21 protein-coding genes and 1 other annotated feature are annotated in these 23,999 nt (G+C 46.4%); of the genes, 8 read left to right on the plus strand and 13 right to left on the minus strand.

From position 1 onward, the window contains the following. The first annotated feature begins 449 nt into the window (after nucleotides 1-449). Nucleotides 450-860 (plus strand): sensory rhodopsin transducer, encoded by a 411-nt coding sequence (locus DC345_RS23880; protein WP_113055330.1) that lies wholly within the window; start codon nucleotides 450-452, stop codon nucleotides 858-860. Nucleotides 861-933: 73 nt separating this feature from the next. Here DC345_RS23880 and DC345_RS23885 read toward each other — a convergent pair whose 3' ends face one another. The 5 genes from DC345_RS23885 to DC345_RS23910 form a co-directional block, all read right to left on the minus strand. After that, on the minus strand, nucleotides 934-2,091 hold the full coding sequence (locus DC345_RS23885) for a Ger(x)C family spore germination protein (RefSeq protein ID WP_181586715.1): 1,158 nt from the start codon (nucleotides 2,089-2,091) through the stop codon (nucleotides 934-936). Next, the gene (locus DC345_RS23890) at nucleotides 2,088-3,557 is read right to left on the minus strand and encodes a spore germination protein (protein WP_113055332.1); all 1,470 of its coding nucleotides are present in this window, start codon (nucleotides 3,555-3,557) and stop codon (nucleotides 2,088-2,090) included. The genes DC345_RS23885 and DC345_RS23890 overlap by 4 nt, the downstream gene beginning before the upstream one ends. Beyond that, nucleotides 3,538-4,644, minus strand: coding sequence for a GerAB/ArcD/ProY family transporter (locus tag DC345_RS23895; protein ID WP_113055333.1), 1,107 nt, complete (start codon nucleotides 4,642-4,644; stop codon nucleotides 3,538-3,540). The genes DC345_RS23890 and DC345_RS23895 overlap by 20 nt, the downstream gene beginning before the upstream one ends. Nucleotides 4,645-4,713: 69 nt before the next feature. Next, on the minus strand, nucleotides 4,714-5,706 hold the full coding sequence (gene trpS / locus DC345_RS23900; RefSeq protein ID WP_113055334.1) for a tryptophan--tRNA ligase: 993 nt from the start codon (nucleotides 5,704-5,706) through the stop codon (nucleotides 4,714-4,716). Between the two features lie 380 nt (nucleotides 5,707-6,086). Continuing rightward, nucleotides 6,087-6,392: a binding site (T-box leader), on the minus strand. 27 nt (nucleotides 6,393-6,419) lie between these two features. Beyond that, complete coding sequence (locus DC345_RS23910; protein ID WP_113055336.1) at nucleotides 6,420-7,355, minus strand: DMT family transporter; 936 nt, start codon at nucleotides 7,353-7,355, stop codon at nucleotides 6,420-6,422. Between the two features lie 176 nt (nucleotides 7,356-7,531). Between DC345_RS23910 and DC345_RS23915 the strand changes: the two genes are divergently transcribed. Continuing rightward, on the plus strand, nucleotides 7,532-8,926 hold the full coding sequence (locus DC345_RS23915) for an aminotransferase-like domain-containing protein (RefSeq protein ID WP_113055337.1): 1,395 nt from the start codon (nucleotides 7,532-7,534) through the stop codon (nucleotides 8,924-8,926). Nucleotides 8,927-9,008: 82 nt separating this feature from the next. Here DC345_RS23915 and DC345_RS23920 read toward each other — a convergent pair whose 3' ends face one another. Both DC345_RS23920 and DC345_RS23925 read right to left on the minus strand, forming a co-directional pair. Beyond that, complete coding sequence (locus DC345_RS23920; protein WP_113055338.1) at nucleotides 9,009-10,328, minus strand: glutamate-1-semialdehyde 2,1-aminomutase; 1,320 nt, start codon at nucleotides 10,326-10,328, stop codon at nucleotides 9,009-9,011. A gap of 80 nt (nucleotides 10,329-10,408) precedes the next feature. Continuing rightward, the gene (locus tag DC345_RS23925; RefSeq protein ID WP_113055339.1) at nucleotides 10,409-11,452 is read right to left on the minus strand and encodes an LCP family protein; all 1,044 of its coding nucleotides are present in this window, start codon (nucleotides 11,450-11,452) and stop codon (nucleotides 10,409-10,411) included. A 205-nt stretch (nucleotides 11,453-11,657) separates the two neighbouring features. Here DC345_RS23925 and DC345_RS23930 point away from each other — a divergent pair, with 205 nt between their 5' ends. Genes DC345_RS23930 through bcp form a run of 4 tightly spaced genes read left to right on the plus strand, consistent with a single transcriptional unit; the run spans nucleotide 11,658 to nucleotide 14,801 of the window. Next, nucleotides 11,658-12,704 (plus strand): ABC transporter ATP-binding protein, encoded by a 1,047-nt coding sequence (locus tag DC345_RS23930; RefSeq protein WP_113055340.1) that lies wholly within the window; start codon nucleotides 11,658-11,660, stop codon nucleotides 12,702-12,704. 1 nt (nucleotide 12,705) lies between these two features. After that, on the plus strand, nucleotides 12,706-13,500 hold the full coding sequence (locus DC345_RS23935) for an ABC transporter permease (protein ID WP_053779604.1): 795 nt from the start codon (nucleotides 12,706-12,708) through the stop codon (nucleotides 13,498-13,500). Between the two features lie 13 nt (nucleotides 13,501-13,513). Then, nucleotides 13,514-14,290: an ABC transporter permease gene (locus DC345_RS23940; protein WP_181586716.1), complete on the plus strand. Its 777-nt coding sequence runs from the start codon at nucleotides 13,514-13,516 to the stop codon at nucleotides 14,288-14,290. Between the two features lie 46 nt (nucleotides 14,291-14,336). Continuing rightward, on the plus strand, nucleotides 14,337-14,801 hold the full coding sequence (gene bcp / locus DC345_RS23945; RefSeq protein WP_113055342.1) for a thioredoxin-dependent thiol peroxidase: 465 nt from the start codon (nucleotides 14,337-14,339) through the stop codon (nucleotides 14,799-14,801). An 88-nt stretch (nucleotides 14,802-14,889) separates the two neighbouring features. Here bcp and DC345_RS23950 read toward each other — a convergent pair whose 3' ends face one another. The 5 genes from DC345_RS23950 to DC345_RS23970 are packed head-to-tail and all read right to left on the minus strand — an operon-like array spanning nucleotide 14,890 to nucleotide 20,166. After that, nucleotides 14,890-16,017, minus strand: coding sequence for a GerAB/ArcD/ProY family transporter (locus DC345_RS23950; RefSeq protein ID WP_113055343.1), 1,128 nt, complete (start codon nucleotides 16,015-16,017; stop codon nucleotides 14,890-14,892). Nucleotides 16,018-16,059: 42 nt separating this feature from the next. Continuing rightward, nucleotides 16,060-17,172: a GerAB/ArcD/ProY family transporter gene (locus DC345_RS23955; protein WP_113055344.1), complete on the minus strand. Its 1,113-nt coding sequence runs from the start codon at nucleotides 17,170-17,172 to the stop codon at nucleotides 16,060-16,062. A gap of 19 nt (nucleotides 17,173-17,191) precedes the next feature. After that, complete coding sequence (locus DC345_RS23960; RefSeq protein ID WP_113055345.1) at nucleotides 17,192-17,428, minus strand: hypothetical protein; 237 nt, start codon at nucleotides 17,426-17,428, stop codon at nucleotides 17,192-17,194. Nucleotides 17,429-17,433: 5 nt separating this feature from the next. Next, the gene (locus DC345_RS23965; RefSeq protein ID WP_113055346.1) at nucleotides 17,434-18,636 is read right to left on the minus strand and encodes a Ger(x)C family spore germination protein; all 1,203 of its coding nucleotides are present in this window, start codon (nucleotides 18,634-18,636) and stop codon (nucleotides 17,434-17,436) included. An 18-nt stretch (nucleotides 18,637-18,654) separates the two neighbouring features. After that, nucleotides 18,655-20,166, minus strand: a complete 1,512-nt coding sequence (locus tag DC345_RS23970; protein ID WP_113055347.1) for a spore germination protein — start codon at nucleotides 20,164-20,166, stop codon at nucleotides 18,655-18,657. 181 nt (nucleotides 20,167-20,347) lie between these two features. On the opposite strand from DC345_RS23970, the gene DC345_RS23975 reads away from it, so the two are divergent. Beyond that, nucleotides 20,348-21,661 carry an MFS transporter gene (locus DC345_RS23975; RefSeq protein ID WP_113055348.1) on the plus strand — a complete coding sequence of 438 codons (1,314 nt, stop codon included), beginning with the start codon at nucleotides 20,348-20,350 and terminating at the stop codon, nucleotides 21,659-21,661. A 149-nt stretch (nucleotides 21,662-21,810) separates the two neighbouring features. Here the strand turns inward: DC345_RS23975 and DC345_RS23980 are convergent, their stop codons facing one another. After that, on the minus strand, nucleotides 21,811-22,455 hold the full coding sequence (locus DC345_RS23980; protein WP_113055349.1) for a DedA family protein: 645 nt from the start codon (nucleotides 22,453-22,455) through the stop codon (nucleotides 21,811-21,813). A gap of 245 nt (nucleotides 22,456-22,700) precedes the next feature. Here DC345_RS23980 and DC345_RS23985 point away from each other — a divergent pair, with 245 nt between their 5' ends. After that, complete coding sequence (locus DC345_RS23985; protein ID WP_113055350.1) at nucleotides 22,701-23,969, plus strand: polysaccharide deacetylase family protein; 1,269 nt, start codon at nucleotides 22,701-22,703, stop codon at nucleotides 23,967-23,969. Nucleotides 23,970-23,999 lie beyond the last annotated feature (30 nt).

A 23,999-nucleotide genomic window follows, 5' to 3' on the forward strand; every position in this document is an offset into this window, starting at 1 on the left:
AAGAAGGGCGGAATCGGAGCAAGAGGGAGCGAAGCGTCCGCCTTTGGTGCGGGATTTCCCCTGCTGAGGGGGAATGAAAAAGAAATCCCGAGCCAACAGCGGCCCACAGCCCGATCCGCCATCGAAGCGCCTGCCCCGCGAGTTAGCCTTGCTTTTATTAAGCAAGTTAACGAAGTAACGAGCAAGGTTGCTTTTAAATTGCCCAGCGAGCATAGCGAAGGCAATAAGCCTTTAAAAAGCCAAGGCGAGCGTTGCAGCGAAGAAGGGCGGAATCGGAGTAGAGGGAGCGAAGCGTCCGCCTTTGGCTCGGGATTTCCCCTGCTGAGGAGGAATGAAAAAGAAATCCCGAGCCAACAGCGGCCCACAGCCCGATCCGCCCGCCGAAGCGCCTGCCCCGCAAGCCTCCCGCGCGTTTAACTAATTATTGCATTAGCAAAGGAGGAGTATTAATGGCACAGGATCAGACGAACAATTCAGCACATAAAACATCTTCCACTACGACAGGTCGCACCGACTGGGTAATTCCCGATGGTTATATTCCACCAGTCAGCTCGGGCTCACTGGAGAGTCATGAGAGCATCTGTGTATTAAATACAAGTACAGTGGATGCACTGCTGCAAATAACGATTTATTTTGAAGATAGGGAACCGCTCGAAGACATCGTGGCTGAGGTACCTGCGCGGAGAACAAAGCATATTCGGACAGCTTCGTTGAGATCGGGTGAACAACTTATCCCTCCGGGAGTACCCTATGCCATTACCGTCTCCAGCAACGTTCCCGTTATCGTACAGTACAGCCGTCTGGATACTACTCAGCCTGAACTGGCACTCATGAGTGTTATGGCGTTTCCACTGGGATGAGGTGTTTGATTATGAAATGAAAAGACGACCCGTAACCTTGCATGCTCTGCAGGCTGCTGATCGTCTTTTTACGTTACTTATCGTATTTATACGTACTGGCATTGAGTATTTTCACATGAACCTCCACCTTTCCGAGTTTAAACCGCTCAAGTGGATTAGCCCGTTTATATACCTCCTGTTTCCAGAGGGGGAGATCATGGCGATAGAGATGTTCCACCAAACCGTAGGAATCAATCTTGCGTGATTTGGTTTTCTCGAACGTATCACGGATTTGGGACTCCATCTGTTTTTCCGCGTTCTTTTCCATGATATGGGGAGAACGGTGAGAGCCATGATCCTCGATGATGGCGCTTTTAACTGAAGTAACCAGGTCAAAGGTAACACCATTTCCTTCTTTCCTGGCTTTGATCGTGGTTTTGGGATTATTAAGCCTAAGCGTCAGATCCGGAGTGTTGCCCCCATTTCTGTATACATACAACGGATATTGATATACGCGATCATAATTTACATATCGTGTCCCATCAGCATCTTTGCCTGTAATCCTGCCTTGACTTTTACCGTTTGAAATGACATAAAACCCATCCATTCTAATAAGTGGGGGTGCTTCATCCCCGTTATACCAGGTCTCGTTCTGATTGGTAATGGAAGGCAAAAGAATGACTGAAGCAGGCTCCCGAAATCCGTCAAGGAGCTGGTGAAGTCGGATCGGTTCATAACCGGAATGTTGCTTATAAAGCTTCATCGGTTCGAACAGCTCGATGGTCTGGGCGGATTGGTTCAGCAGGGCAGAGGGAGAGAGTACATCTGTAATGTTTTGCTCTGTACCGTAGAGCCAGGGGGTATATCTCAGTTGGCCTGAATGCAGCAAGGTATTAAAGACATCCTCCAGCCGCCCATTCAATATATTTTTTGATAAGACTATCGCTTTTACATGGGTCCACAGCGTTTGTTGCTGAGAGGTTTGATATAGGTCATCAATAGCCATACTCAGCGTAGAACCCTTCCCTCGTCCGATCCAGATATCACTTGCTTCCCTTGAAGTTGGGCCTTCCTGCTTGGCAATACTGGAGAAATCAATGAGTTGAGCGTAAGCAATGTATTGGTTGTCTACATAGTCTATCCCTACAGCGGTGATAAAGTTAATGCTCTGAACTTCTTTGGAATCCCAGCACCCAGTCAGCAAAATGAAGCAGCATATCAACAAGCTAACCTTAGCCGTCCATCTTGTCACGAGCCTTTCCTCCGGCGAGTGGAATCCTGTGTGTGAAGTGCTGCAGGACGCTTGGTCCGTTTCATGGAAGGTGGCATGGATACAGCTTGGGTGAAGTCGCCGGGAATATAAGGGGAGACGGGTGACAGATACGAGACGCCGTAACACTCCAACGAAACGAGGTGAACCAGGAGACCAAATAGTCCAATCATGAAACCGAATAATCCAAGGATGGAAGAAATGATAAGCATTCCAATCCGGACTTGAGCAGTAGCCCCACTGAGCACGGTATTCACCAGAATATAGCTGGAGATCACCGAGATAGCGACCGTGACAATGATCGTGGGAGAAGTAATTCCTGCTCGAATAGCGGCATCTCCGATAATAAGTCCACCTACTACGCTGACGGTCTGTCCCAATGCACGAGGGAGTCGGCGGCCAGCTTCGTTAAATAGCTCGAACATAAATATCATTAAAAATGCTTCCAGCGTTACTGGCATGGGTAGACCCATCCGGGTACCTGAAATGGTTGCGAGCAGAGGCAAGGGAATCTGCTCCACATTGAAACTGGTTAGGCCGATATAGAAAGCAGGAAAGAAACAGGCAATTAGTAGTCCGGAAATGCGCAAAATACGCTCAAAAGTAACAATGAAGAAAGGGGTACTCTCGTCTTCCGGCGATTTTAACTGATTAAACAGAGTGGTTGGAGCGATAATGGCTACAGGTGAACCTTCAATGAGAACCACAAATCGCCCATTTAAAAGGGAGTCCACGACATAATCGGGCCGCTCCGTATTATCCGTGAGTGGGAAGATACTGCGAATCCCCCCCATAATGGCACGTTCCATAATAGAGGTACCGAGAATGCCGTCGATTTCAATTTGGTCGAGATTATGGCGTGCTTCTTTCAGAATTTCCGGGTTAATAATGTCTTTGACATACAACAGACCAATAGTTGTCTGGGTACGACCACCTTTAACATATTTTTCATAACACATGGAAGAGGTTTTCATTCTTTTACGAACGAGGCCGATATTCACGGATAGCTCTTCAGTGAACCCATCCCGAGGCCCTTTAATCGAGGACTCGATCGCTGATTCCTCAGGGTTTCTTCCTGGTATATTCGCGATATCTAGACTGCAGGACTGATCACCATTTCCGAAAATGAGCAGTAATTGTCCACTAAAAATCAACAAATTTAAATTCTCTGTATCTGTAAGATCTTCTATCGGATTCAAGGTTAATCCCAATTCTTTGGGGTGTGCTTCTTCTATGAAGAGGGAATGCTGTTCCAGCCGTGGGATAATAAACTGGTTGATTTGTTTGCCGTCGACCAAACCGTCGCAATAGAGCATAATCACCGACATATCGGTTTCATCTTTGGCTGGAAAGGTCTGAATAACAACATCTGCGCAGGGATTGAACTGCTCCTCGAAAGAGGCAAGCAGTGTTTCATGGGACGTGGTGTCAATCGTTTGGTGCTCCATGATTTTTCCTCCTCTGATGGCGTGAACTGATGTATGCAACGGCTGTTGCAACTACTGCTAGTCCGCTCAGATACATGAGATTGAACGGGAATATGTACTGGACAAGCAGTTTTTCGAATGTCATATCATCCAGAGGATACAGCATGGAAAGAATAAATAAGACGCCGAGAGTGGCACAACATATGATCCTTCTGGAGGCGCTCTTAATATTCCAAATTTCTACTACAATATACATGGCCAGACTAATCCGGGTGAAAGAACCGGCGAGCCATTGATAAATGGAAAAGAAATCAGTCTGGGCAATATATTTGCCCAAGGAGGCAATTCGCCATTCTTCAAAGGCGGGATATCGCATTTTGGCAGCTTCAAAAGGATCGAATTCCACGATTGCACCAATGAGTGGGCCAAGTGTTAGCCCCAGAATAATGAACGCAAGCATCAGGTATTGCCATACACGTATGCGTTTGGAGAGATGGGGCTGCAAGTACCAGATGAACAGCAGCTCAAACATGCCTGAAAGGCTGTACACCGTGCCATGAAACACGGGATTCCAGCCATGTTCAAGCACAGGCAGCAGACGACTATAATCCTTGTATTGTGTATTAACGATAGCGACATAGAAGCCAAGCAGCACAACTAAGGGCAGGATCAATCCTGCTGTAAATGCCAGAGAGCGTACTCCTTTATAGGCCGCATAGGCACAGAGAGACATCAGGGCAATGCTTGTAACCAATATTGGCGTCTCCGTCAGATAATTGGTTTTGGCCCAAGTGGTGGTGTCATGCAGAGTAAAGTAGATCACGGACAGAAAAAAGAGGCTGTTTCCCACCCGAAACAGTATGCCAAGAGGCTTGCCAAGATGGGAAGTCAGCCATTCATGCAGGGTTTGATGCTGGAGAAAACGAGAGACATACGCGAGCATTAGAGTGAATAAAAGATAAGGCCCTGCAGACAACAGAACGGATATCCATGCATCCCTTTTGGCCGAAGACAAAAGGGCAGGGATGATCAGGACGTGGCTGATCAGGCCGACAGATAACATCATTAACATCATGGCTTGCAAAAAAGAAGGCTGTGTTGGTTTCATGCTGAGGGGACCTCTTTTCCCAATATACTGTTCTCAGCAGTGTTAACGTGATCAGGCCTTCTCATACCGTCAGTCGAAATAACGTATCCCCATCGCTTCACGAACCTCAAGCATCGTCTCACGTGCAGCCTGACGGGCCTGATATGTGCCCTCCACGAGGATTTCTTTCACTTCATGCCCACGTTGTTCATAGTAATTTCGCCGTTCACGGAAAGCGGAGAGCAGTTCGTTAATTGCAGTGCCTGCAATCTTCTTGCAATCCTTGCAACCAATGGTGCCATTACTACAGTTTGCATGAATTTCAGCTGCCTCGTCCTTTCGAAAAAGCTGGTGGTAGGCAAACACCGGACAAATATCCGGATGTCCCGGGTCAGAACGATGAATGCGTGCGGGGTCGGTTTTTGCCTTGGACAGCTTGGCATACACATCATCAGGATGGGCATTCAACGAGATGGCGTTGCCCATACTTTTGCTCATTTTGCCCACGCCATCCAGTCCGCCCAGCCGTTCTCCGGTTAGAATACGTGGTTCAGGCAGAACTGGCGCATATAATTCGTTGAACCGCCGCACCAGTTTCCGCGCTGTTTCGATATGTGGGATCTGGTCTTCTCCCGCTGGAACAAGAGTTGCTTTGCAGAACGCAATATCCGCAGCTTGGCTGACGGGATATCCAAGAAATCCGTAATAGAGATCCTTATAACCACGGTCACGCGCTTCGTTTTTAATCGTGGGATTATGCCGAAGACTGTTCACCGTGATAAACATGGAGAATATGACAGTTAGCTCGGCAATTTCCGGGATCATTGACTGGATGAACAGAGTGGCTTTATTGGGATCGATACCTACGGAAAGATAATCAAGTGTCACTTGATGCACGCTGTCTGCAATCAGCCCCGGTTGATCATAGTGGGTCGTGAGCGCCTGTACATCAGCCAGTAAAATATACGTTTTGTACTCATCCTGCAATTGCACCCGACTGCGCAGGCTGCCTACGTAATGGCCGAGATGAAGCTGTCCGGTTGTCCGATCTCCGGTTAAAATAATGTCTTTGTTCTTGTTCATGGTTCATTCTCCTTTGATGTTGTGATTTTTCTATCCTTAAATGCTGACGCCACCAGCCGTCTTCCACGACCATCACCTCCTTTCAGCCTGCATCTTTCTCAGTCGAACTAAAGATTATTTACACTTGTCACTTCGATGACAGAACAACCTTCCGATCGCTGTTATCCCCTGATTTTTTGATACACTTTTACAAAGGTGAAAATCTGGGGATAAGCGTATGCTCCCGATGCAGCTTTCTTACAGAAAGCTTTTAGGCGAACACTCCGCTTCTTCAGGTTATTTCTGTCCTCTCCGTTTGTGTAAATGTTGAGTTGTACTAATAAAGAAATTAAATCAAAAAAAGCCTCGTCCTTTATCCTGTTCCCCAGACGGGAACAGAATAGAAGGACGAGGCTTATGCTTCGCGGTGCCACCTTAATTGGCCGCTGGTTTGCGGCCCACTTGAGGGATACGGATGGATTATATGCAAGAAGCCCGCATATTGCCTTATCGATATCCTGTCCATGGATAACGGCTGAACTTGCCGCCTTGCCTACTGACGATCCGCGCTCCTGAGTTAGGTGGCAGAACGTGTTCAACTCGGAACTCCGAAGCCCATTTCCACATGACCGATACACCTGCTCACACCATCCGCCGGCTCTCTGAGGTATCTAATCCTGTATACTTCTCTTCATCATTGTTGATAACGTCCATTTACAATTTTTCACATTGTATCACGCTTGGTCTGGTTTGACCAGCTCACGTTTTCTTCCGCTCATATTGGTGCCAAGTACACCAGCGATGATCAGCATGGCTCCAACAAAGTGGTAGCCATGAACGGGTTCATGCAAGATCCAGGCTCCGCCAGCAATCGAAATGAGCGTGGACAAATTACTGAATACACTCATTTTGGAAGCTTCCAGATGAGTCAAGGCATAACTCGCCAGCAGCGTGGAGAACATGGTGGATAGGATGGCCAGATAGGCCAGTGCTCCTAGGTAAGATGCATCTCCCAGTGGCTTCACATAATCCATCATGGTTCCGCTCGACGCGTGACGAATCAGGGAAGCTGCGTTGAAGACGATAAATCCAACCATCAGGGTCACCCAGGTCAGTTCCATCGGTTTATATTTCTGAGCCAAGGGTCTTGCCAATACACCATAACCTGCAAAACAAACCGTGGAGAGCAGCAATAAAGCAATACCTTTAAAATTGCCTGCCGACATCCCGCTCCCTTTCATCAAGAAAATAAAGATAACACCGGCCACGGACAACAGCAGGAACAGTTTTTGCAAAAGGGATGTACGTTCTTTTAGAAAGATAGAGGCCAACACAAGTGTGAATACGGGGGCCATCGCCTGAATAATCCCTGCTTCCGATGAGTTGGACGAGACTAGCCCGAATGCCTGAAAGGCAAAGAACAAAACAGGAGAGAGCAGCCCTAGCGGAATGATACGCCACAGATCACGAAGGGTTAGCTTGATTTTGATCCATCCAAAAATAACAGGGATGCTGACTACAAGTAACGACAAGGCAAAACGATGTGCCAATACATCAATTGGATGTGCGACACTCACCGTCAATTTCACGAATAAAAAGGATAAACCAATAATGGCTGCATATAAAACAGCTGCTACATATGCATATGTTCTAGTCTGTCTATTGTTCATGGGTTTCCTCCAATAATACGGTTTTTCTTTTCTAATTCAACGGAGCATAAGTTGCTGCGTACGCTGTCTGACCTTATTCAATATACTGCCAGACCAATAGTGGTACAATAGACAAAAACGTTTACTGTACCGGTACACTTGAAGTAATGCTGAAGTCGGAGGAGGGGCAGAATCTAATGAGAAAATACGAAATCATCGCCGAATCACTTAAGCAATGGATCCAGGATCAATTGCGCCAGCAGAACAGTGGACAATGGCAGGATAAAGGCATCAAACTGCCGGCTGTGCGTGTTCTGGCTGAGCAATATCAATGTAGCGTAAGTACAGCCATACGCGCTTACGAGTGGCTGGAAGAGCGGCATCTGGTCTACGCGGTGCCTCAGTCCGGATATTATGCGGTACAGAATGGGGCTGAAGTGGAGGATGGAGAGTGGCAGGGGCCAATGGATTTTGCCTCCGCAGCTCCTGATCCGCGAGTATTCCCTTATTCCGATTTTCGCCATTGTGTGGATCAGGCAATGGAGAAGAAACAGGCAGAGCTCTTCTTGTATGGAACCGAAAGAGGCTTGCCTTCCTTGATTGAACTATTGCAGAAGCAATTCGCCGATTATCAGGTGTTTGCCCGTAAGGAGCAGTTCTTTATTACTTCAGGGGTGCAGCAGGCTCTAGCTGTTCTGGCGTTAATGCCTTTTCCGAATGGGAATAAACAGGTGATGCTGGAACTGCCGGGTTATCATAACATGCCTTCGCTTCTACAAGGGCTGAATGTACCGATTGCTGGTGTGAGGCGTTCTCTGAATGGCCTGGATTGGGACGCGATCGAACGGCAGTTTCGCGAAGGAGATATCAAATTCTTTTATGTTATGCCGCGTTTTCATAACCCGATTGGAACTTCCCTGACAACAGCTGAGAAGAAAAGATTGATCCGGTTGGCGCAGCGTTATGATGTCTATCTGGTAGAGGATGATTTCTTGGCTGATCTGGAAGAGAATACGAAGCAGGACCCGTTATGGTCGTATGATACGGAGGGGCGAGTGATTTATCTGAAAAGTTACTCCAAAATCCTGTTTCCTGGCCTGCGGATTGGTGTGGCTATTCTGCCTGCAAGTCTTACTGCATCGTTTAGTAAATACAAAAAAATGCTCGACATAGACACCGCGGTACTATCCCAGGCAGCACTTGAGGTCTACATCCGTAACGGGATGTTTGCCCATCATGGCAAAGTCATCCGCAGCCGCTATGCTGCCCGGATGAACAAATTGTATCAACAACTTAATGCCTTCCCAGACTTCGGTCCATTTGCGAATGCACCGCGTACAGGAGGGGAGCATACGGTTCTGCCACTGCCTGAGGATATGCCTCTCAGGGTCTTGCTGTCCCGGTTGGATCAACGGGGAGTCATTGCCGATACAACAGAACGATATTATCCAGAAGGTGCACAGGAGATATATCAGGATAAAATGCTGCGGTTAAACATATCCAATGTACCGAAGCAGCGGATCAAGGAAGGGTTGCGGATTATTCGTGAAGAAATAGCGAAACTGCAAAAGGCGTCCACACAAGCGGATTAATTGCTTGTGGGACGCCTTATTTCATGCGATAAATTTCAGTAATGTTTGCTATGACACAATGTTTGAATTGTTAGATAACGGTTTACGCCTGAGCCATAGCTTTAAAGGAAGCTTCTGCGGCTTCAAGTGTTTCCGCAACATCCTTGTCCGTATGTGCAGTGGTCAGGAACCAGGCTTCATATTTTGAAGGAGCCAGATTAATGCCACGATTCAGCATATGACGGAAGAAGGAAGCGAACTGTTCACCATCGGTATCCTGGGCTTGATCGTAATTCGTAACCGGGTGGTCACAGAAGTGAGTGGAGAAGGCGCCACGAATTCGGTTAATGGTTAACGCAATGCCATGATGATCTGCAGAAGCTTGAAGGCCTGTTGTCAGGTCAATTGCAAGACGTTCCATCTCCGCATATACGCCCTCGCCTTGAAGAACTTCCAGACATGCGATACCCGCAGAGATAGACGCAGGGTTTCCTGCCATCGTTCCGGCTTGATAGGCCGGGCCGAGTGGGGCAACTTGCTCCATAACCTGTTTACGACCGCCGTAAGCACCGATGGGCAGACCGCCGCCGATGATTTTGCCAAGTGCAGTCAGATCCGGTTCGATCTCCGAATGATTGTCCAGTCCCGCGTAGGTCTGTGTAGAGCCATAGTGGAAACGGAAGGCTGTAATGACCTCATCGTAAATGACGAGCGAGCCGTTGTCCCGAGTCATGGCACAGAGTCCTTCCAGGAAGCCAGGTTCCGGCATAACCATACCGAAGTTGCCGACAATCGGTTCAACCATGACTGCGGCGACATCATCGCCCCAACGCTCCAGAGCCGCTTTTAGGCTGTCCAGATCGTTAAAAGGTACCGTGATGACTTCGTGCGCAATGCTCGTTGGAATACCTGCACTATCAGGAATACCCAGCGTGGAAGGCCCAGAACCTGCTGCCACAAGAACCAAGTCGGAGTGACCGTGATAACATCCAGCGAATTTCACAATTTTATTACGTTTGGTGTAGGCACGGGCAACCCGGATGGTGGTCATGACTGCTTCTGTACCGGAGTTTACAAAGCGAACCTTATCCATTGAAGGAATGGCTTCCTTCAGCATTTTGGCGAGTTTGATCTCAAGTTCCGTAGGCGTACCGTACAGCACACCATTTTCTGCTGCCTCGGTAATCGCTTGGGTAATATGAGGGTGGGCATGTCCTGTAACAATCGGGCCGTAGGCCGCGAGATAATCGATATAACGGTTGTCGTCGACATCCCAGAAGTGCGCACCTTGCGCTTTTTTCATAAAGACAGGTGCTCCGCCACCCACCGCTTTGAAAGAGCGGGAGGGACTGTTCACACCTCCTACAATATGTTGAAGTGCTTCTTCGTATAAAAGCTCGGAACGGGAACGTGATGGATTCATAAAATAACTTCCTTTCGTATTAGATAAACAAAACACAGCGAGAGGGCAGCATATGGGCTGCCCTCTTCGTGTGCACTTCATTACTGTGCAGGTTGCTTGGATTCTTGTTCGTCACCACTTGCCGTTTTGTCTTCGGCTCCGGTAGTACTGCCTTCTTCTTGAACAGGAGGATGAATGATATCTTGAATATATTGCTTGAGTTTTTCCTCATTGGTTACCGTCAGCACCTCAGCACCGCCTGGTGTCCGCTCTTCCTTGAGCATTTTCATTGGCGGGATTTGCTCGCTGCCGTTCATGCTGCTCTGATATCCGAGTCCGCCCAGCTTCCACATGTCGGAGAGGGTCAGATTGGTATCTACATAAGGATTTACTTCTTCCAGAATGGAAGGCAGCTTGGCTATCGTTGTTGTTGACTGCATTTTCGCTGCTACAGCTTTCAGGAATTCGCGCTGCCGTTCGGAACGGGCATAATCCGACATGGCATCATGACGGAAGCGAACGTACATGAGAGCCGTGTCGCCATCCAAATGCTGGTAGCCTTTTTTCAAATCAATATCGTATTCATTATTGTCCGCTTTACTTGTATAGTGCATGTCCTTCTCTACGTCAAAATCCACACCGCCAACGGCGTCCACCAATTTGATGAATCCTTGGAAATCGGTATACACATAATACTGGACAGGGATACCCAGCAGGTCTCCGGCAGCTTTCATTGCCACGTTGGGACCATGGGTAATCGCAGTATTGATGCGTTCCTTGCCATAGCCGTCAATATTGACGTATGTGTCGCGCAGAATGGAGAATAAATTAATTTTTTTGGTGAGTGGGTCAAGCGACACGACCATCATGCTGTCAGAACGGGGGACTTCCCCTTTCTCCAGCCCGCGGGCATCAACACCCATAACGAGAATATTTACCGTTTCGGTGCCTTCCCATTTCGGAGGATCCGGTGTACTTACTTTTTCAACATTTTCGATACCGGCAAACGGCGATTCATCGCCTTCCTTTTGCAAGCCATTCAACTGATTGAGAATAGAACCGAAATAAAATGCCGCAGCGCCTCCAACAATCAGCACGAAGGCGGCAAGAGAAATCCATATGGTTCTCTTCGTCTTTCTGGTCATGCTAGCTCTCCTTTGTATTCAAAATAAATGATGATGAGTCCAATTTGATCTAGCCCGGGCTTTCCGTACACGACATATCTGTGAGATGCAACAGAGGACGCGGCCTCAGACTATTTTTTTAAAGCTTGCTGAATTTTGACTGATACTATTATAATTTCTTTTTGGGCTACAAGCAATTTCAACAAAATCCAAGTGAGGTATAATCATGCTGGCGATTGATGTCAAAGATTTACGCAAGTCGTTTAGCGTCCAGAAAAGTCGAGGAGGACTTAAGGGCGCATTCCAGGATCTGTTTGCACGTCAATACCAGGAGGTCTTGGCTGTAAATGATATTTCATTTCAAATTCCGCAAGGCGAAATATGCGGATATATTGGGGAGAACGGTGCCGGTAAATCAACAACGATTAAGATGTTGACCGGCATTTTGGTGCCTACTTCAGGGCAAATATCGGTTGGTGGATATGTTCCGTATCAGGAACGTGAGAAGTTTGTACAGAATATCGGTGTCGTTTTTGGTCAACGCAGCCAACTCTGGTGGGATATTGGTGTCATTGAGTCTTTCCATCTGCTGCGGAAAGTATATCGAGTAGGTGAGGTCGATTTCCGCAAACGTCTGGATGAATTGGTTGAGCGGTTACAGCTTCAGGATCTGCTGAACCGTCCGGTACGTAAGCTCAGTCTTGGACAGCGTATGCGCTGTGAACTGGTTGCTGCGCTGCTGCATAATCCGGATATTGTGTTCCTGGATGAGCCAACCATTGGTCTGGATATTGTCGTGAAGTCGGAAATCCGCGAATTCCTGAAAGACATGAATAAGGAACACGGAACAACCATTTTGCTGACAACCCACGATCTGCAGGATATCGAAGCTTTATGTTCAAGAGTTATTATGCTCGATGCGGGCAATATCATCTATGATGGCGGGTTGGATCATCTCAAATCCCAATGGGGCAAAGAACGGGAAATCCGGTTCAAGTTTGGTACGGCTCACCCCATGGAACAAATGCTGGAATGGACAGCGGCGCTTCCTGTTCGCTGGACGGTGGAGAATGAGCTGTCCGCATCGGTCTGGATTCCACTTGAACTCAACGTGTCGGATGTGCTGGGACGTGTCGTTGGACAGGCAGATATTACCGATATTCAGATTATTGAGATTAACACGGATGAGATCGTGCGCAGTATTTACCAATCCGGTTCAGCCGAGCGTCCCGAGATTGTGGGCGCCAAGAACGAAGTGGTGGGTGTATCCTAACATGAATAGTGCTTTTTTCGATTTTATGCGCATTCGGTTCCTGACAATGCTTGCATACCGGGTGAATTATTATTCCGGCATTTTGATATATACGCTGAATATCGGCGTGTATTACTTTACGTGGCAAGCCATTTACGGCAGTAGTGGTGAACTGGGCGGTTTTACGGCAGCTCAGATGACGACATATGTGGCAGTATCGTGGATGGCGCGCGCGTTTTATTTTAACAATCTGGACCGTGAAATAGCCGCAGACATTCGGGATGGCTCCATTGCCATTCAATTCATAAGACCGATCAACTATGTCATGGTCAAAATGATGCAGGGGCTGGGCGAAGGTATTTTCCGTTTCCTGCTGCTCATGATTCCTGGAATGCTCATTGCCATTCTGTTGTTCCCCGTTGAACTGCCTACGGCGCCGTCCGCGTGGATTGGCTTTCTGGTTATGCTGTTCTTCAGTTTCCTCATTAACTCCCAGATTAATGTCATTACGGGACTGGCCGCATTTTTTGTGGAAAACAATGAAGGTATGATGCGCATGAAACGCGTTGTTGTTGATCTGTTCTCGGGTCTGATCATTCCAATCAGCCTCTATCCGGGCTGGATGTCCGCAGTGATGAAAGTATTGCCTTTTCAGGCCATTACGTATCTGCCCGGTTCGGTTTTCACCGGAAGAGTGGAAGGCACAGGCATCTGGAGCGTACTCGGCATTCAGGTGTTCTGGTTTGTCATACTGCTCATTCCGATGATGCTGATCTGGCGTCAGGCGCGCAAGCGTCTGTTCGTGCAAGGAGGATAACAGAGTGTACTATATGGGTCTGATCTGGGAATATTTAAAAAATTATATGAAAACACGTCTCACGTACCGCGCCGACTTTTGGGTTGAGATCCTTTCGGATTTGCTGTTCCAGGCAACCAATCTGATCTTTATCTTTGTGGTTTTCCGACATACGGATAATTTGGGCGGCTGGAGTGAGAGTGAAGTCCTTTTTGTTTATGGATATTTTATGGTGCCTTACGGCATCTTCAGTTGTTTTATCAATCTGTGGGGATTCAGTGAACGGTATATTGTCAAAGGCGAGATGGATCGCATATTAACACGACCTGCGCATAACCTGTTCCAGATTTTACTCGAAAATGTGGACCCGCCTGCACTTGTTGGTTCGTTTATCGGTCTGATCATTATGGTCATCAGTGGTGCAGAGATGGGACTTATGCTGGAGTGGTGGCATATTCCGGCCCTCATTATTCTTACTCTTAGCTCAGTGTTAATCTATGCAGGAATCTATATCACTTTGACGTCGTTGTCTTTTTATTCGGACGCGCCTACAGGCATCCTGCCATTAATGTACAATATTCAGGGATATGGACGTTATCCGGTAACCATCTATAACCGCGCGATTCAGGTCCTGTTAACGTGGGTCATTCCATTTGCCTTCGTGGGTATTTATCCGGCAGCCCTGTTCCTGGAACGGTCCGAAATGCATCGAATGGCGATGCTAACACCTGTGATGGGATTGGTGTTTGGCTCCATCGGTCTTCTTCTGTGGAATTATGGTGTGAAGAAGTATCGCGGAGCAGGATCATAACAGAAGTCCTTTGTGAAAGGAAAGACGAGATAAAGGAGGAAATGTTTTGACATTAACTGAAGGCAAGCTCGCACCAGACTTTGAACTTCCGTCTAGTACGGGAGAGACGGTGAAGCTCTCGGATTATCGCGGACAGCGGGTGCTGATTTATTTTTACCCGAAAGATATGACTTCTTCTTGCACACAGCAGGCATGTGATTTCCGTGATCGTCATGAGGAGTTCAAGGGGTTAAATACAGTTATTCTGGGGATTAGTATTGATCCGATGAAGCAGCACGACAAATTCATAGCTAAATACGGTTTGCCATTCATCCTGTTATCCGACGAAGAACATCAGGTTGCCGAGAAGTACGGCGTATGGCAGCTCAAAAAGATGTATGGCAAGGAATACATGGGGATGGTACGCTCCACGTTTCTCATTGATGAAGAGGGTGTTTTGCTGAAGTCGTGGTCGAAAGTTCGAGTTAAAGGCCATATTGAAGCAGCACTTGAGGCTTTGCAGCAACTTTAGGAAGAGAACTCATCTGTTCTCTATACATCGAAAAATGTTTCTCAATAATAAAGGCTGTGTTCGCGGTATTACCGTGAGCACAGCCTTTTTATGTGGGCAGCCGTTCTGGATGGGTCTGATTTTTTCTGTTCTTGCCAAAGCGAATGCGATGAACAAGTAAAAGTAGCAAAGGAATAATAAAACTGCAAGTCATGTCCCAATCCACCCATGCAGGCATGATGGTAGTTGTATAGAAAATGACATTGGGTGAAATCAGGATGGACAAAGAAAATATGAACAAGGCTGATGGAAGTATGAATGATTGGTATGTTTTCAATTGAAAAAGTTGAGCCCATCCAACCACAAAAGCAAACATATACAATAAACTTTTGAAGTAGGTTGCAATTAACCAAGCAATGGCCATTAAGGCCTCAATACGTTCAAAGAAGTTACCGATATTAATTTTTTGGGATAGGGTATAAGAGATGTATATATTATGCTGAGTCATGAAAGGCCCAACAACCATAAGAGAGAAAAGTAGTAGAATACTTAAAAGAATTCCCCCACATAAGGTTGCCAAGAGCATATCCCTTTTAAGGTTTGAGCCAGTCTTTACATAGGGCAAAATCATGGTAAGTACTATTAACTCTCCGAAGGATGTAAATGCACTGCGAACAATCGCTTCAATTAGGTGGACCCAGTTGGTATTCAAGAATGGTTGGAGATTTGAACTGTCTAGTTTGGGCACCAATCCCAGGAACAGAAGAACCATAAAAACTACTACAACTGGGGTTAATAGTTCAATCGTTCCTCCTATGGTACTCAAACCTTTTATTAGACCCCAGATCAATGAACACATAAGTATAATCAAAATTACACGAATGGGGGTCTGGAGGTAGATTTGGGTCGTCAAAAAGTCACCTACCTCACGAATGCAGATTGCTGCACCAATAGCAAAGTAGAACAGATAACCGATTGATAAGGCTGATCCTGCTAAAGGACCCAGGAGTTTATTGCAGATTTCAATAAGGGAAAACTCAGGAAAGGTTTGATGCAATTGATACAAAACCCATATAAGTAACAGGCCAATGGGCTGTCCGAGGATGGAACATAACCATGCATCATGTTTGCCCAAAGCTGTGACCAGTGCCGGGTAGATTAAGATCATATCCCCTACCATAACTAGAAAGGTAAGCAAGGTAAATTGCCGAATGGTGATCTTATCTTTAATTATCATATGTCCATTCTCCTTTCTAAACAAAAGTATAGGACTGCTGTGTCACGGTGATTCGGCAGGCTTGGTTATCCAGCGTTTTTTGAACATGTGCACCAGCAGTAATAGTACCGGCAAAATGATACTTAATGTGGTATCCCAATCTACCCAGTATGGAACAACCGTGATGACAATGAAGGTCAAATTGGGGGAGACAAGGTTGGCTAACCCAAAAATCAGTAACGTGGCTGGGAGGATAAGCACGCGATATTGCTTTAATTTGAACAGTTCGGCACATCCGATTACAAAAGCATACAGATAAACCATAGCTTTGACATAAGTTGAAATGAGCCAGGATGAAGCCATAATGGCTTCAATACGTTCAAAGAAACCACCAATATTAATTTTTTGAGATAGAATAAAGGAAGCATAGATATTATGCTGGGTCAGGAAAGCGCCCAGTACGAGTAGAGAGATGGTGACCAGTATCGCAAGCAAAAGATTTCCGAGTCCGGCTGCCATAAGAACATCCCTGGTTTGATGGGCCTGTTTAGTGGTATAAGGAAGAACCATCATAATGGGAATCAGCTCACCTACGGGATATATGATACTTACAAGGGTCCCCTGCAAAATGGGGACGACGCCAGTATCCGTCACTGGCTTTAAATTACTGGGATCAATTTGGGGTAGCAGACAGAATGTGAGTACCAGAATAAACACAATAAGAATGGGCATCAGCAGTTCACTGCTGCGTCCCATTGTTTCAAGGCCATGATATATGCCCCAGCCAACTGTAATAACAAACATCAGGATGATGACACGAATCGGCGTGTATTGAAAGATCTGTGACGTGATGAAATCCCCGACTTCTCGGGTATGTGTAGATGTACCAATTACGAAAAAAAACAGGTAAAAGGTAGAAACAATAGTACCAGGCCAGAATCCCAAAATGCTTCGCAAAATTTGGATTAGATTTTGATCCGGATACAAGCTGCATAGTTTTATGTACATCATTATAAGAAGCATTCCCAGTGGAACACCGATAAGAGCACATATCCAGGCATCCTGTTTGGCATAGGAGGTGATGACCGAGGGGTAGATGAGCATCATATCCCCGACCACCATCATGAAGATGAGGGTCGACAGCTGTCTTGTTCCGATGCGTCCTTGTTCAAGCATAATGTCCCCTCCTTTTTTCCTAAGTTCCCGTTAAGTGTGCCAGAAATTGATTTACAGGTTTATAGATCCAGATAATGAGATAAAGTGGACTGGGGAATTCCCACAGGTTTGCTGCAAATATGCCGAAAAAGGTAGCCATAAGAAGCAAAATACTGTAAACAACGGTTTCTTTCCATTTCTTGTTGCGTATAAGGCCAGGCAAATCAAACCAACCGATAAGCCCAGCGGATAAAATAACACTAAGTGTAAGTAACACACTTCTCACTCCCTAATTTCATCTCTAAATGAATCATCCAGTGTTCCTACACGCTTGATCTGTACATTGACATCGTAATGGATGTCCAGATCTTCCAAATAGTTATCCCAATCCTTCTCCACTTTTTTGAAAAATTTGGGATCAGCATGATAGACCTCTTGCCCAAATCCAAAAATATCGACATGGAACTTTCGCTGTACCGACTTGACAGATTTTTGCATCAGATCTACGAGCCGTTCCTCACTGTCTCGTTCCAATTCCTTGAGTACTTCCATTGAACCGATTTTAATTTCGCATTCCACAGCCCCTATGGAAGATACATTTTTAATGTTAATGTTGATCACTGGCTGCCCTGCAACGACTTTTGCTTTCCGTTTGGTCGTTGTACGAAGTGTTTTGAAGGTTACATATCCGTCTTTGCGACATGGAAGATGTCCAATGGTAGATATAACGTTGTTTCGAATATAGTTATAGCCCTTGGACTCGTCTTCGGTTAACCAGCCAATTAGCTTATCTTTTTTGAAAACCGAGAGACCGGTTGAATTCAGGCTGGCAGGAGACTTGATTGTTGAAATGTTAGCTTGACTTCCACTTTTCTCTGGTTGACCAACCACCTCCACTCCAGTAATAACAGGTTGTATTCCGGGGGATAGAATGTACTCCATTAACTGATCGCCAGTTACAGTTGTTGTAGGTGACCAGGTCTTGGTGGAGACATCCAGTGAATTGAACATCTTCTCGGCTGGCAGGTTCTCCAGCGGTGTAAGCACGTCGAGTACTTTGGAGGCGGTGGTATTACGTGCGACCATGACATAATAGTCAGGTCGCACCGTAGGTTCACGCATTAATGCTTCTGTAATATCATAAATGCCTACTGTGCGGGCATATTCCTCACCAATGACCATCACCCGGATATGTGCCATAAAGATTCGACGTGGGCTTGATTCCGTCAGCTTCTGAATGGCTTCAAACAGTGTAGGCGCTGAAGCTTGATATTGAGTAACAGGTATGCCTTTGCCTCCACCTGATTTAGAGGATACCTCATTAGGAACAACAACTTGAGCACTTACTTTAATCATATCGCCATCCTTGTCCACACCCAGTCCCAGCATAATACCGAGTTCATTGAGTTCCTGACGATCCCAGCATCCGGTAAGGAGAGGGAGCAGAACGGCAAAAGACAGAATCAATTGTAGGCATTTGTTCATACACGTTCTCCTTACCGATTATCTCTTTGTTTTTTTATTCGCTTGTCTAATTTCGTTCGGGGTTCCGGTAGAGATCGGACGGGTTTTCATCCGGGACCAAGGCACGCGGAAAATGGTATCTTTGAGATCTTTCCCGATATAAGGTGCGAACGGAGACATGTAGGACACACCGAAAGATCTTAAACTGCATAGATGGGTTACCGTAATCAGTAGAACCATCAGAATTCCATAGAAACCGAAGGCAGCAGCCAGAATCATCAGGACAAATCGCAGAATCCGCACAGAAATGGAGAGTCCATTTTCCGGAATAACATAACTGGATATCGCTGTAATGGATACGATAATAACCATGGCAGCAGATACAACGCCTGCATCTACCGCAGCTTGACCAATAACAAGGGTACCCACAATGGAAACGGCCTGACCGACCGTTTTAGGGATACGTATGCCGGCTTCCCGCAAAATTTCATAGGTTAGCTCCATTAAAATGGCTTCAATAAATGCCGGGAATGGAACGCCTTCACGCTGTGCTGCTAAGCTGATAAGCAGGTTGGTAGGCAGCATCTCTTGATGAAAGGTTGTAATGGCAATATAGAAGGATGGAGCGAGCAGCGCAATAAAGAAGGCCAAGTACCGAATCATTCGAATTAATGAGCTAATATCAGCCCGTTGGTAGTAGTCTTCGGGAGACTGAAAGAAATGAACAAACAGGGCTGGGACAAGCAGTACGAATGGAGTGCCGTCTATAATGATCGCTACCCGACCTTCGAGCAGTGCAGCACATACGGTGTCTGGTCGCTCGCTGTTATAGACCGTAGGGAAGATCGTACCTGTTTTGTCTTGCACAAGCTCTTCGATATATCCGCTTTCTAGAATAGCGTCAATATCAATCTCATCAAGTCTGCGCCGCAGTTCTTGAACAACCTCTTGATCGACGATATGCTCCAGATATAACACGGCAACTCTGGTATTAGAGACTCGCCCAATCTCCCTTTCTTCAATCCAAAGATGAGGGTCTCGAATTCGTTTGCGTATTAACCCTGTATTCGTACGCAAGTTTTCATTAAAGCCCTCCATGGGACCGCGAACAACCGTCTGGGAGATCGGTTCACCGACGGCACGATCCTCCCAACCTGCTGCTGCAATTTTCAGGCCCTGATTGGAGCCTTCTAGAAGTACAACGGCAAAGCCCGCCAAAAGGGCGTCAAGAACGTCTTTTATCTCATCGATCAATATCACGTTGCTGGCAGCCAGCACGTCATTCTGAAGATAAATCAGATGCTCATTATCTGCCGAAAATTCAGGTATCTCTCGGGTTTGTAACAAGGATTCCAGGATGGAATGGTTAATAATCTGCACATCCACCATTCCATCGATGTACAACATGACAGAAGGCCATTTGTGCAGACATTGCAGTGGACGAACCATCAAGTCTTTGCTATTCCCCATCACTTTTTTGCAGTAGTCTACATTTTCCGTAAGATTCGGAGATATTCTCTGATCCTGACTGCTCTGCGCTGCTGTACTCATTCCTTCACCCCTTATTCACCCTATATTTGCAAATTAGTATGACCTGGATGAATCAGGATTATCACAAAAGCGTTATTGAATATCCCACAAAATAAAAAAAGAACATTGTCAATCCTTTTAAATTAGAATATCATCTAATTAGATTTATATCTAATTTATTTATTTGAAAAGAGGATTCGTGATGTTGTTTAGATCTTCCGTTCTGACCCTGCTACAAAAAGAATCGGAGTACCGCAAGTTCTTTGTTGCGGGATTAGTGAACGGCATAGGTGACCGTTTCTGTCAGGTCGCCATGCTTTCGTTAATTCTCAGCACAACAGGATCTGGACTTGCTGTAGGACTTGCCCTTGGTCTGCGTGTGCTTCCATTTCTGTTGCTTGCCCCGGCAGGCGGTATGTTAACCATGCGTTTCTCACGGCGAAAGATTATGCTGCTTACCAATTTGATAAGGGTTCCTCTTGCTCTGAGCTATTTATTCGTAAACAGTGCAAATGATTTGTGGATTCTATTTACAGCGAGTACTTTACTAGCCTGTGCTGAGGCTATCTATGCACCGGTCCGCAAATCAGGCATACCACTGCTTGTACAGCCGGAACATTTGCTCCAAATTAACGGACTTGAACAGGTGATGAACGGTACGGTGCTGATCGTAGGTGCCTTTCTTGGGGGAATCGCCTCATCAGTAATTGGCCCGCAGGCTGCGTTTATAACTAATGCACTGTGCTTTTTGATGGCTGCTGTTTTGATCCGGAAAGTCTCGTTTCCATCCGGAATGGGTACGGAATCAAACGAGATATCACTTGAAAGTATGGAGAGATCAGCCGCTGCAGCTTCTGGTAAACCTTCAGTGATTTCTTGTGCCAATGGTGCAGTTCATGTTCCTTCGGTGATATGGAGGCTGATTCGATCCTCTGTAGCATTACAGATCATCATCCTGTTCGAGTTATGGGTACCGGTGATAAGCGGGATCGATAATGTATTAATCAGCGTTTATGCAATTGAAGTGTTTTCCCTTGGAGATTGGGGTGTAGGTCTGTTCTATGCGGCGCTTGGGACAGGGCTGGTATTAAGCAACTGGTGTTCTCGTTATTTTCAGCGTTGGCTGCTCCCTGGAGTAGTTCTGTGTCTACTCGTGGAAGGGGGATTGCTTATGCTGCTTAGTGTGGTGACTCTGCCAGTAATCGCAGTGCTGATCTATATTCTGCTGGCCCTTATGTCAGGAGTAGGCAATGCTTGTCTGGATACATTGCTGATGCGCGAAACACCTGAGAAATATCGAGGACTCATCTATGGCTTGGTGACGGCTTGCAGTAGTACCATGTTGGGGTTATCCATGTTTGGTGCGGGTTTGTTATTAGAAGTGATGGAGCCACGGAAACTTGGTTTCGCAGGCGGATTGGGTTTTGCGGCCACTGCTATTTTGCTTACAACCTATGGATGGCTAAGGGCGCGTGAGGCGTTTAAGATTAGGCGTACTGTCAAAAGAAGAACATAAAAAAGGAGCCGCGATATGCAGCTCCTTGCTATTAACAGAAAATAACCTGCGGTTCCACATCTAGATATACGGCACTAAAACCTCTGCGCTAAATGTGTCTGAGTTCAACCCTTGATATCATCGATAGATAAATATGTGAGTACTTTCGTTTATTTTTGTCTTTGCCGAATAGCGGCAGGCTTGCGTAACGATCGAGCAGCCCAAGCTTTACGATAACGGTACAGTACGGCTGCAATCAGCAGCAGTCCGATCCCCGCCACGATGTAAGGTGCATATTGATGAACGAGATGGAACACTGCGTTCCATTGAGGTCCAAATATTTTACCGATGCTTAGGAACAGCATGACCCAGAACAGTGCGCCTGAATAGGCATAGAGGGCGAATTTACGAAAGGGAACAGCGGCTATACCCGCGAAATATCCGGTGAAATGTCTCACTCCCGGAATGAAATAACCGATGAAGATCAGGGCATTGCCGTACTTGGCAAACCATTTCTGCGTTTTATCCAGCTTGTCCTGTTTCATCAGAAACCATTTTCCATATCGTGTAATGAACGGCAGACCTGCTTTGGCCCCAATAAAATAAGTGATCGTCATGCCAATCGTTGTCCCCAGAAAAGCAAGGATGGCAAGTATTCCAAAGTCCAGATGACCCTTGTAGGACAGAAATCCTGCATAAGCCATAGTTGTTTCTCCCGGGAAGGGAAGGGCGATGAACTCCAGCAATAAACCAAAAAACAAAACGCTGTATCCGTAGGATCCAAACAGATGCTGGACCTTCTCAAGCAATTCCAATAGACTTCACTCTCCTGCAGACAGGGTGGGAGGAGATGCTTACTCTCCAAGGAGTTTTGTTCACGATCCTACCTGTCCATTATGCTACCCAATCCGAAGACAAGAATCAATCATGAGCCATCCCAAATTGTGAAAAATTATAAAACAAAATCGCGTCTTTTTTCAGTGTGTCCTCCATATAATTCTAACAAATCTGCTGAAGTCTATCAGCAAATTCACTAGAGACGTTGGAGGTTGATTCGTACATGGTAACGCCAATACATACACTTTTATCTGGAAAATGGTCTGTGCTTATACTTCGCATTGTGGTACTGCTGTGTGTATTCACTGCATCGGCAGGCACAACTTACGCTTCCTCTGTATCGGGGTCTGATGCACCGGCCTCCATAGATGAGAATCCTCAAGATAAGGTTGTCTATTTGAGTTTTGACGATGGACCGGGTAACCATACCCGTGAAGTATTGGATATTTTGCGCAAGGAACAGGCTTTGGCTACATTTTTTGTGCTTGGTGAGCAGGCAGAACGTTATCCTGAGATGATCCGTGCGGTTGTGGAAGATGGACATGCTTTGGGCAATCATACGTTTAATCATAATTATGAACAGTTGTACAGTGATTTCAAAGTGTTCTGGAAGCAGATCAAACAGACAGAGGCAGTCGTAGAGCGGATTACCGGATTTCGGCCGAATCTGGTCCGGGCACCGGGCGGTACCTACGGACATTTTGATAAGAGTTATTTTGATCTGCTGAAATTGGGCGGGTACACCGTTATGGACTGGAACGTAGACAGTGGTGATTCCAAACGGAAGGGAGTTCCAGCAAAAGAAATTTTACGCAATGCGACCAAGGTGCCTGCCGGGGCACGTTCGGTCATTGTACTGATGCATGATGGAGGCGCTCATGCCGAGACGGTAAAAGCACTACCTGGCATTATCAAGTATTACCGCGACCAGGGTTTTCGTTTTGACACGATGAAGGCCTCGGATCAGCCTGTTCAATTCAGAATCGATTCCAATGGTAAATACAAGTCTCGCCAAGCCCCGGGTAAGGAATGGATCGCAGAAAATGTACAGGAGAACAGCAACCTGTGGTTGGCTGGCAAGGAACTGAAGGTGGAAATTGGCTGGGCAGCAGCCACATTGAAGCAAGGAGAATTTCGCGTGGAAGATCAGCGGATCATGGTGCCTTTGCGGACCTTTATGAAAAAGTTCGGTGGCAGCGCTCGCTGGAATGCAGAGACCCGAACAGCTACAGCCGTATGGAAAGACCGAACCATCTATGCAGACAGTATCAGCGGAGACCTGACAACGAAACGTGCAGACCAGATGAATGACAGGACGAAAGAGGGAGTCGTACAGAGCCAGGGAGGAACGATATGGGTTCCGCTACGGGAATTAATGGAGCATATGGGAGCAAGCGTTGATTCGCTAAAGGTGAATGAAAAGGAATGGGTGGTTAAAGCCAGCGTTCCTCTGGCGGCAGCTAACAGCATGTATTTGGATAAATTGATCTGAATAAAGTCGTTCGTACAGGACTATTCTCTC

The organism is Paenibacillus taichungensis, assembly GCF_003287275.1.
GTDB classification, from domain to species: domain Bacteria; phylum Bacillota; class Bacilli; order Paenibacillales; family Paenibacillaceae; genus Paenibacillus; species Paenibacillus taichungensis_A.

What these genes read in the sequence shown, in the direction of transcription:
- DC345_RS23880 (WP_113055330.1), top strand. Translation starts at nt 450, where the DNA reads ATGGCACAGGATCAGACGAACAATTCAGCACATAAAACATCTTCCACT.
- DC345_RS23890 (WP_113055332.1), bottom strand. Translation starts at nt 3,557, where the DNA reads ATGGAGCACCAAACGATTGACACCACGTCCCATGAAACACTGCTTGCC.
- DC345_RS23895 (WP_113055333.1), bottom strand. Translation starts at nt 4,644, where the DNA reads ATGAAACCAACACAGCCTTCTTTTTTGCAAGCCATGATGTTAATGATG.
- trpS (WP_113055334.1), bottom strand. Translation starts at nt 5,706, where the DNA reads ATGAACAAGAACAAAGACATTATTTTAACCGGAGATCGGACAACCGGA.
- DC345_RS23910 (WP_113055336.1), bottom strand. Translation starts at nt 7,355, where the DNA reads ATGAACAATAGACAGACTAGAACATATGCATATGTAGCAGCTGTTTTA.
- DC345_RS23915 (WP_113055337.1), top strand. Translation starts at nt 7,532, where the DNA reads ATGAGAAAATACGAAATCATCGCCGAATCACTTAAGCAATGGATCCAG.
- DC345_RS23920 (WP_113055338.1), bottom strand. Translation starts at nt 10,328, where the DNA reads ATGAATCCATCACGTTCCCGTTCCGAGCTTTTATACGAAGAAGCACTT.
- DC345_RS23925 (WP_113055339.1), bottom strand. Translation starts at nt 11,452, where the DNA reads ATGACCAGAAAGACGAAGAGAACCATATGGATTTCTCTTGCCGCCTTC.
- DC345_RS23930 (WP_113055340.1), top strand. Translation starts at nt 11,658, where the DNA reads ATGCTGGCGATTGATGTCAAAGATTTACGCAAGTCGTTTAGCGTCCAG.
- DC345_RS23935 (WP_053779604.1), top strand. Translation starts at nt 12,706, where the DNA reads ATGAATAGTGCTTTTTTCGATTTTATGCGCATTCGGTTCCTGACAATG.
- DC345_RS23940 (WP_181586716.1), top strand. Translation starts at nt 13,514, where the DNA reads ATGGGTCTGATCTGGGAATATTTAAAAAATTATATGAAAACACGTCTC.
- DC345_RS23950 (WP_113055343.1), bottom strand. Translation starts at nt 16,017, where the DNA reads ATGATAATTAAAGATAAGATCACCATTCGGCAATTTACCTTGCTTACC.
- DC345_RS23955 (WP_113055344.1), bottom strand. Translation starts at nt 17,172, where the DNA reads ATGCTTGAACAAGGACGCATCGGAACAAGACAGCTGTCGACCCTCATC.
- DC345_RS23965 (WP_113055346.1), bottom strand. Translation starts at nt 18,636, where the DNA reads ATGAACAAATGCCTACAATTGATTCTGTCTTTTGCCGTTCTGCTCCCT.
- DC345_RS23970 (WP_113055347.1), bottom strand. Translation starts at nt 20,166, where the DNA reads ATGAGTACAGCAGCGCAGAGCAGTCAGGATCAGAGAATATCTCCGAAT.
- DC345_RS23975 (WP_113055348.1), top strand. Translation starts at nt 20,348, where the DNA reads ATGTTGTTTAGATCTTCCGTTCTGACCCTGCTACAAAAAGAATCGGAG.
- DC345_RS23985 (WP_113055350.1), top strand. Translation starts at nt 22,701, where the DNA reads ATGGTAACGCCAATACATACACTTTTATCTGGAAAATGGTCTGTGCTT.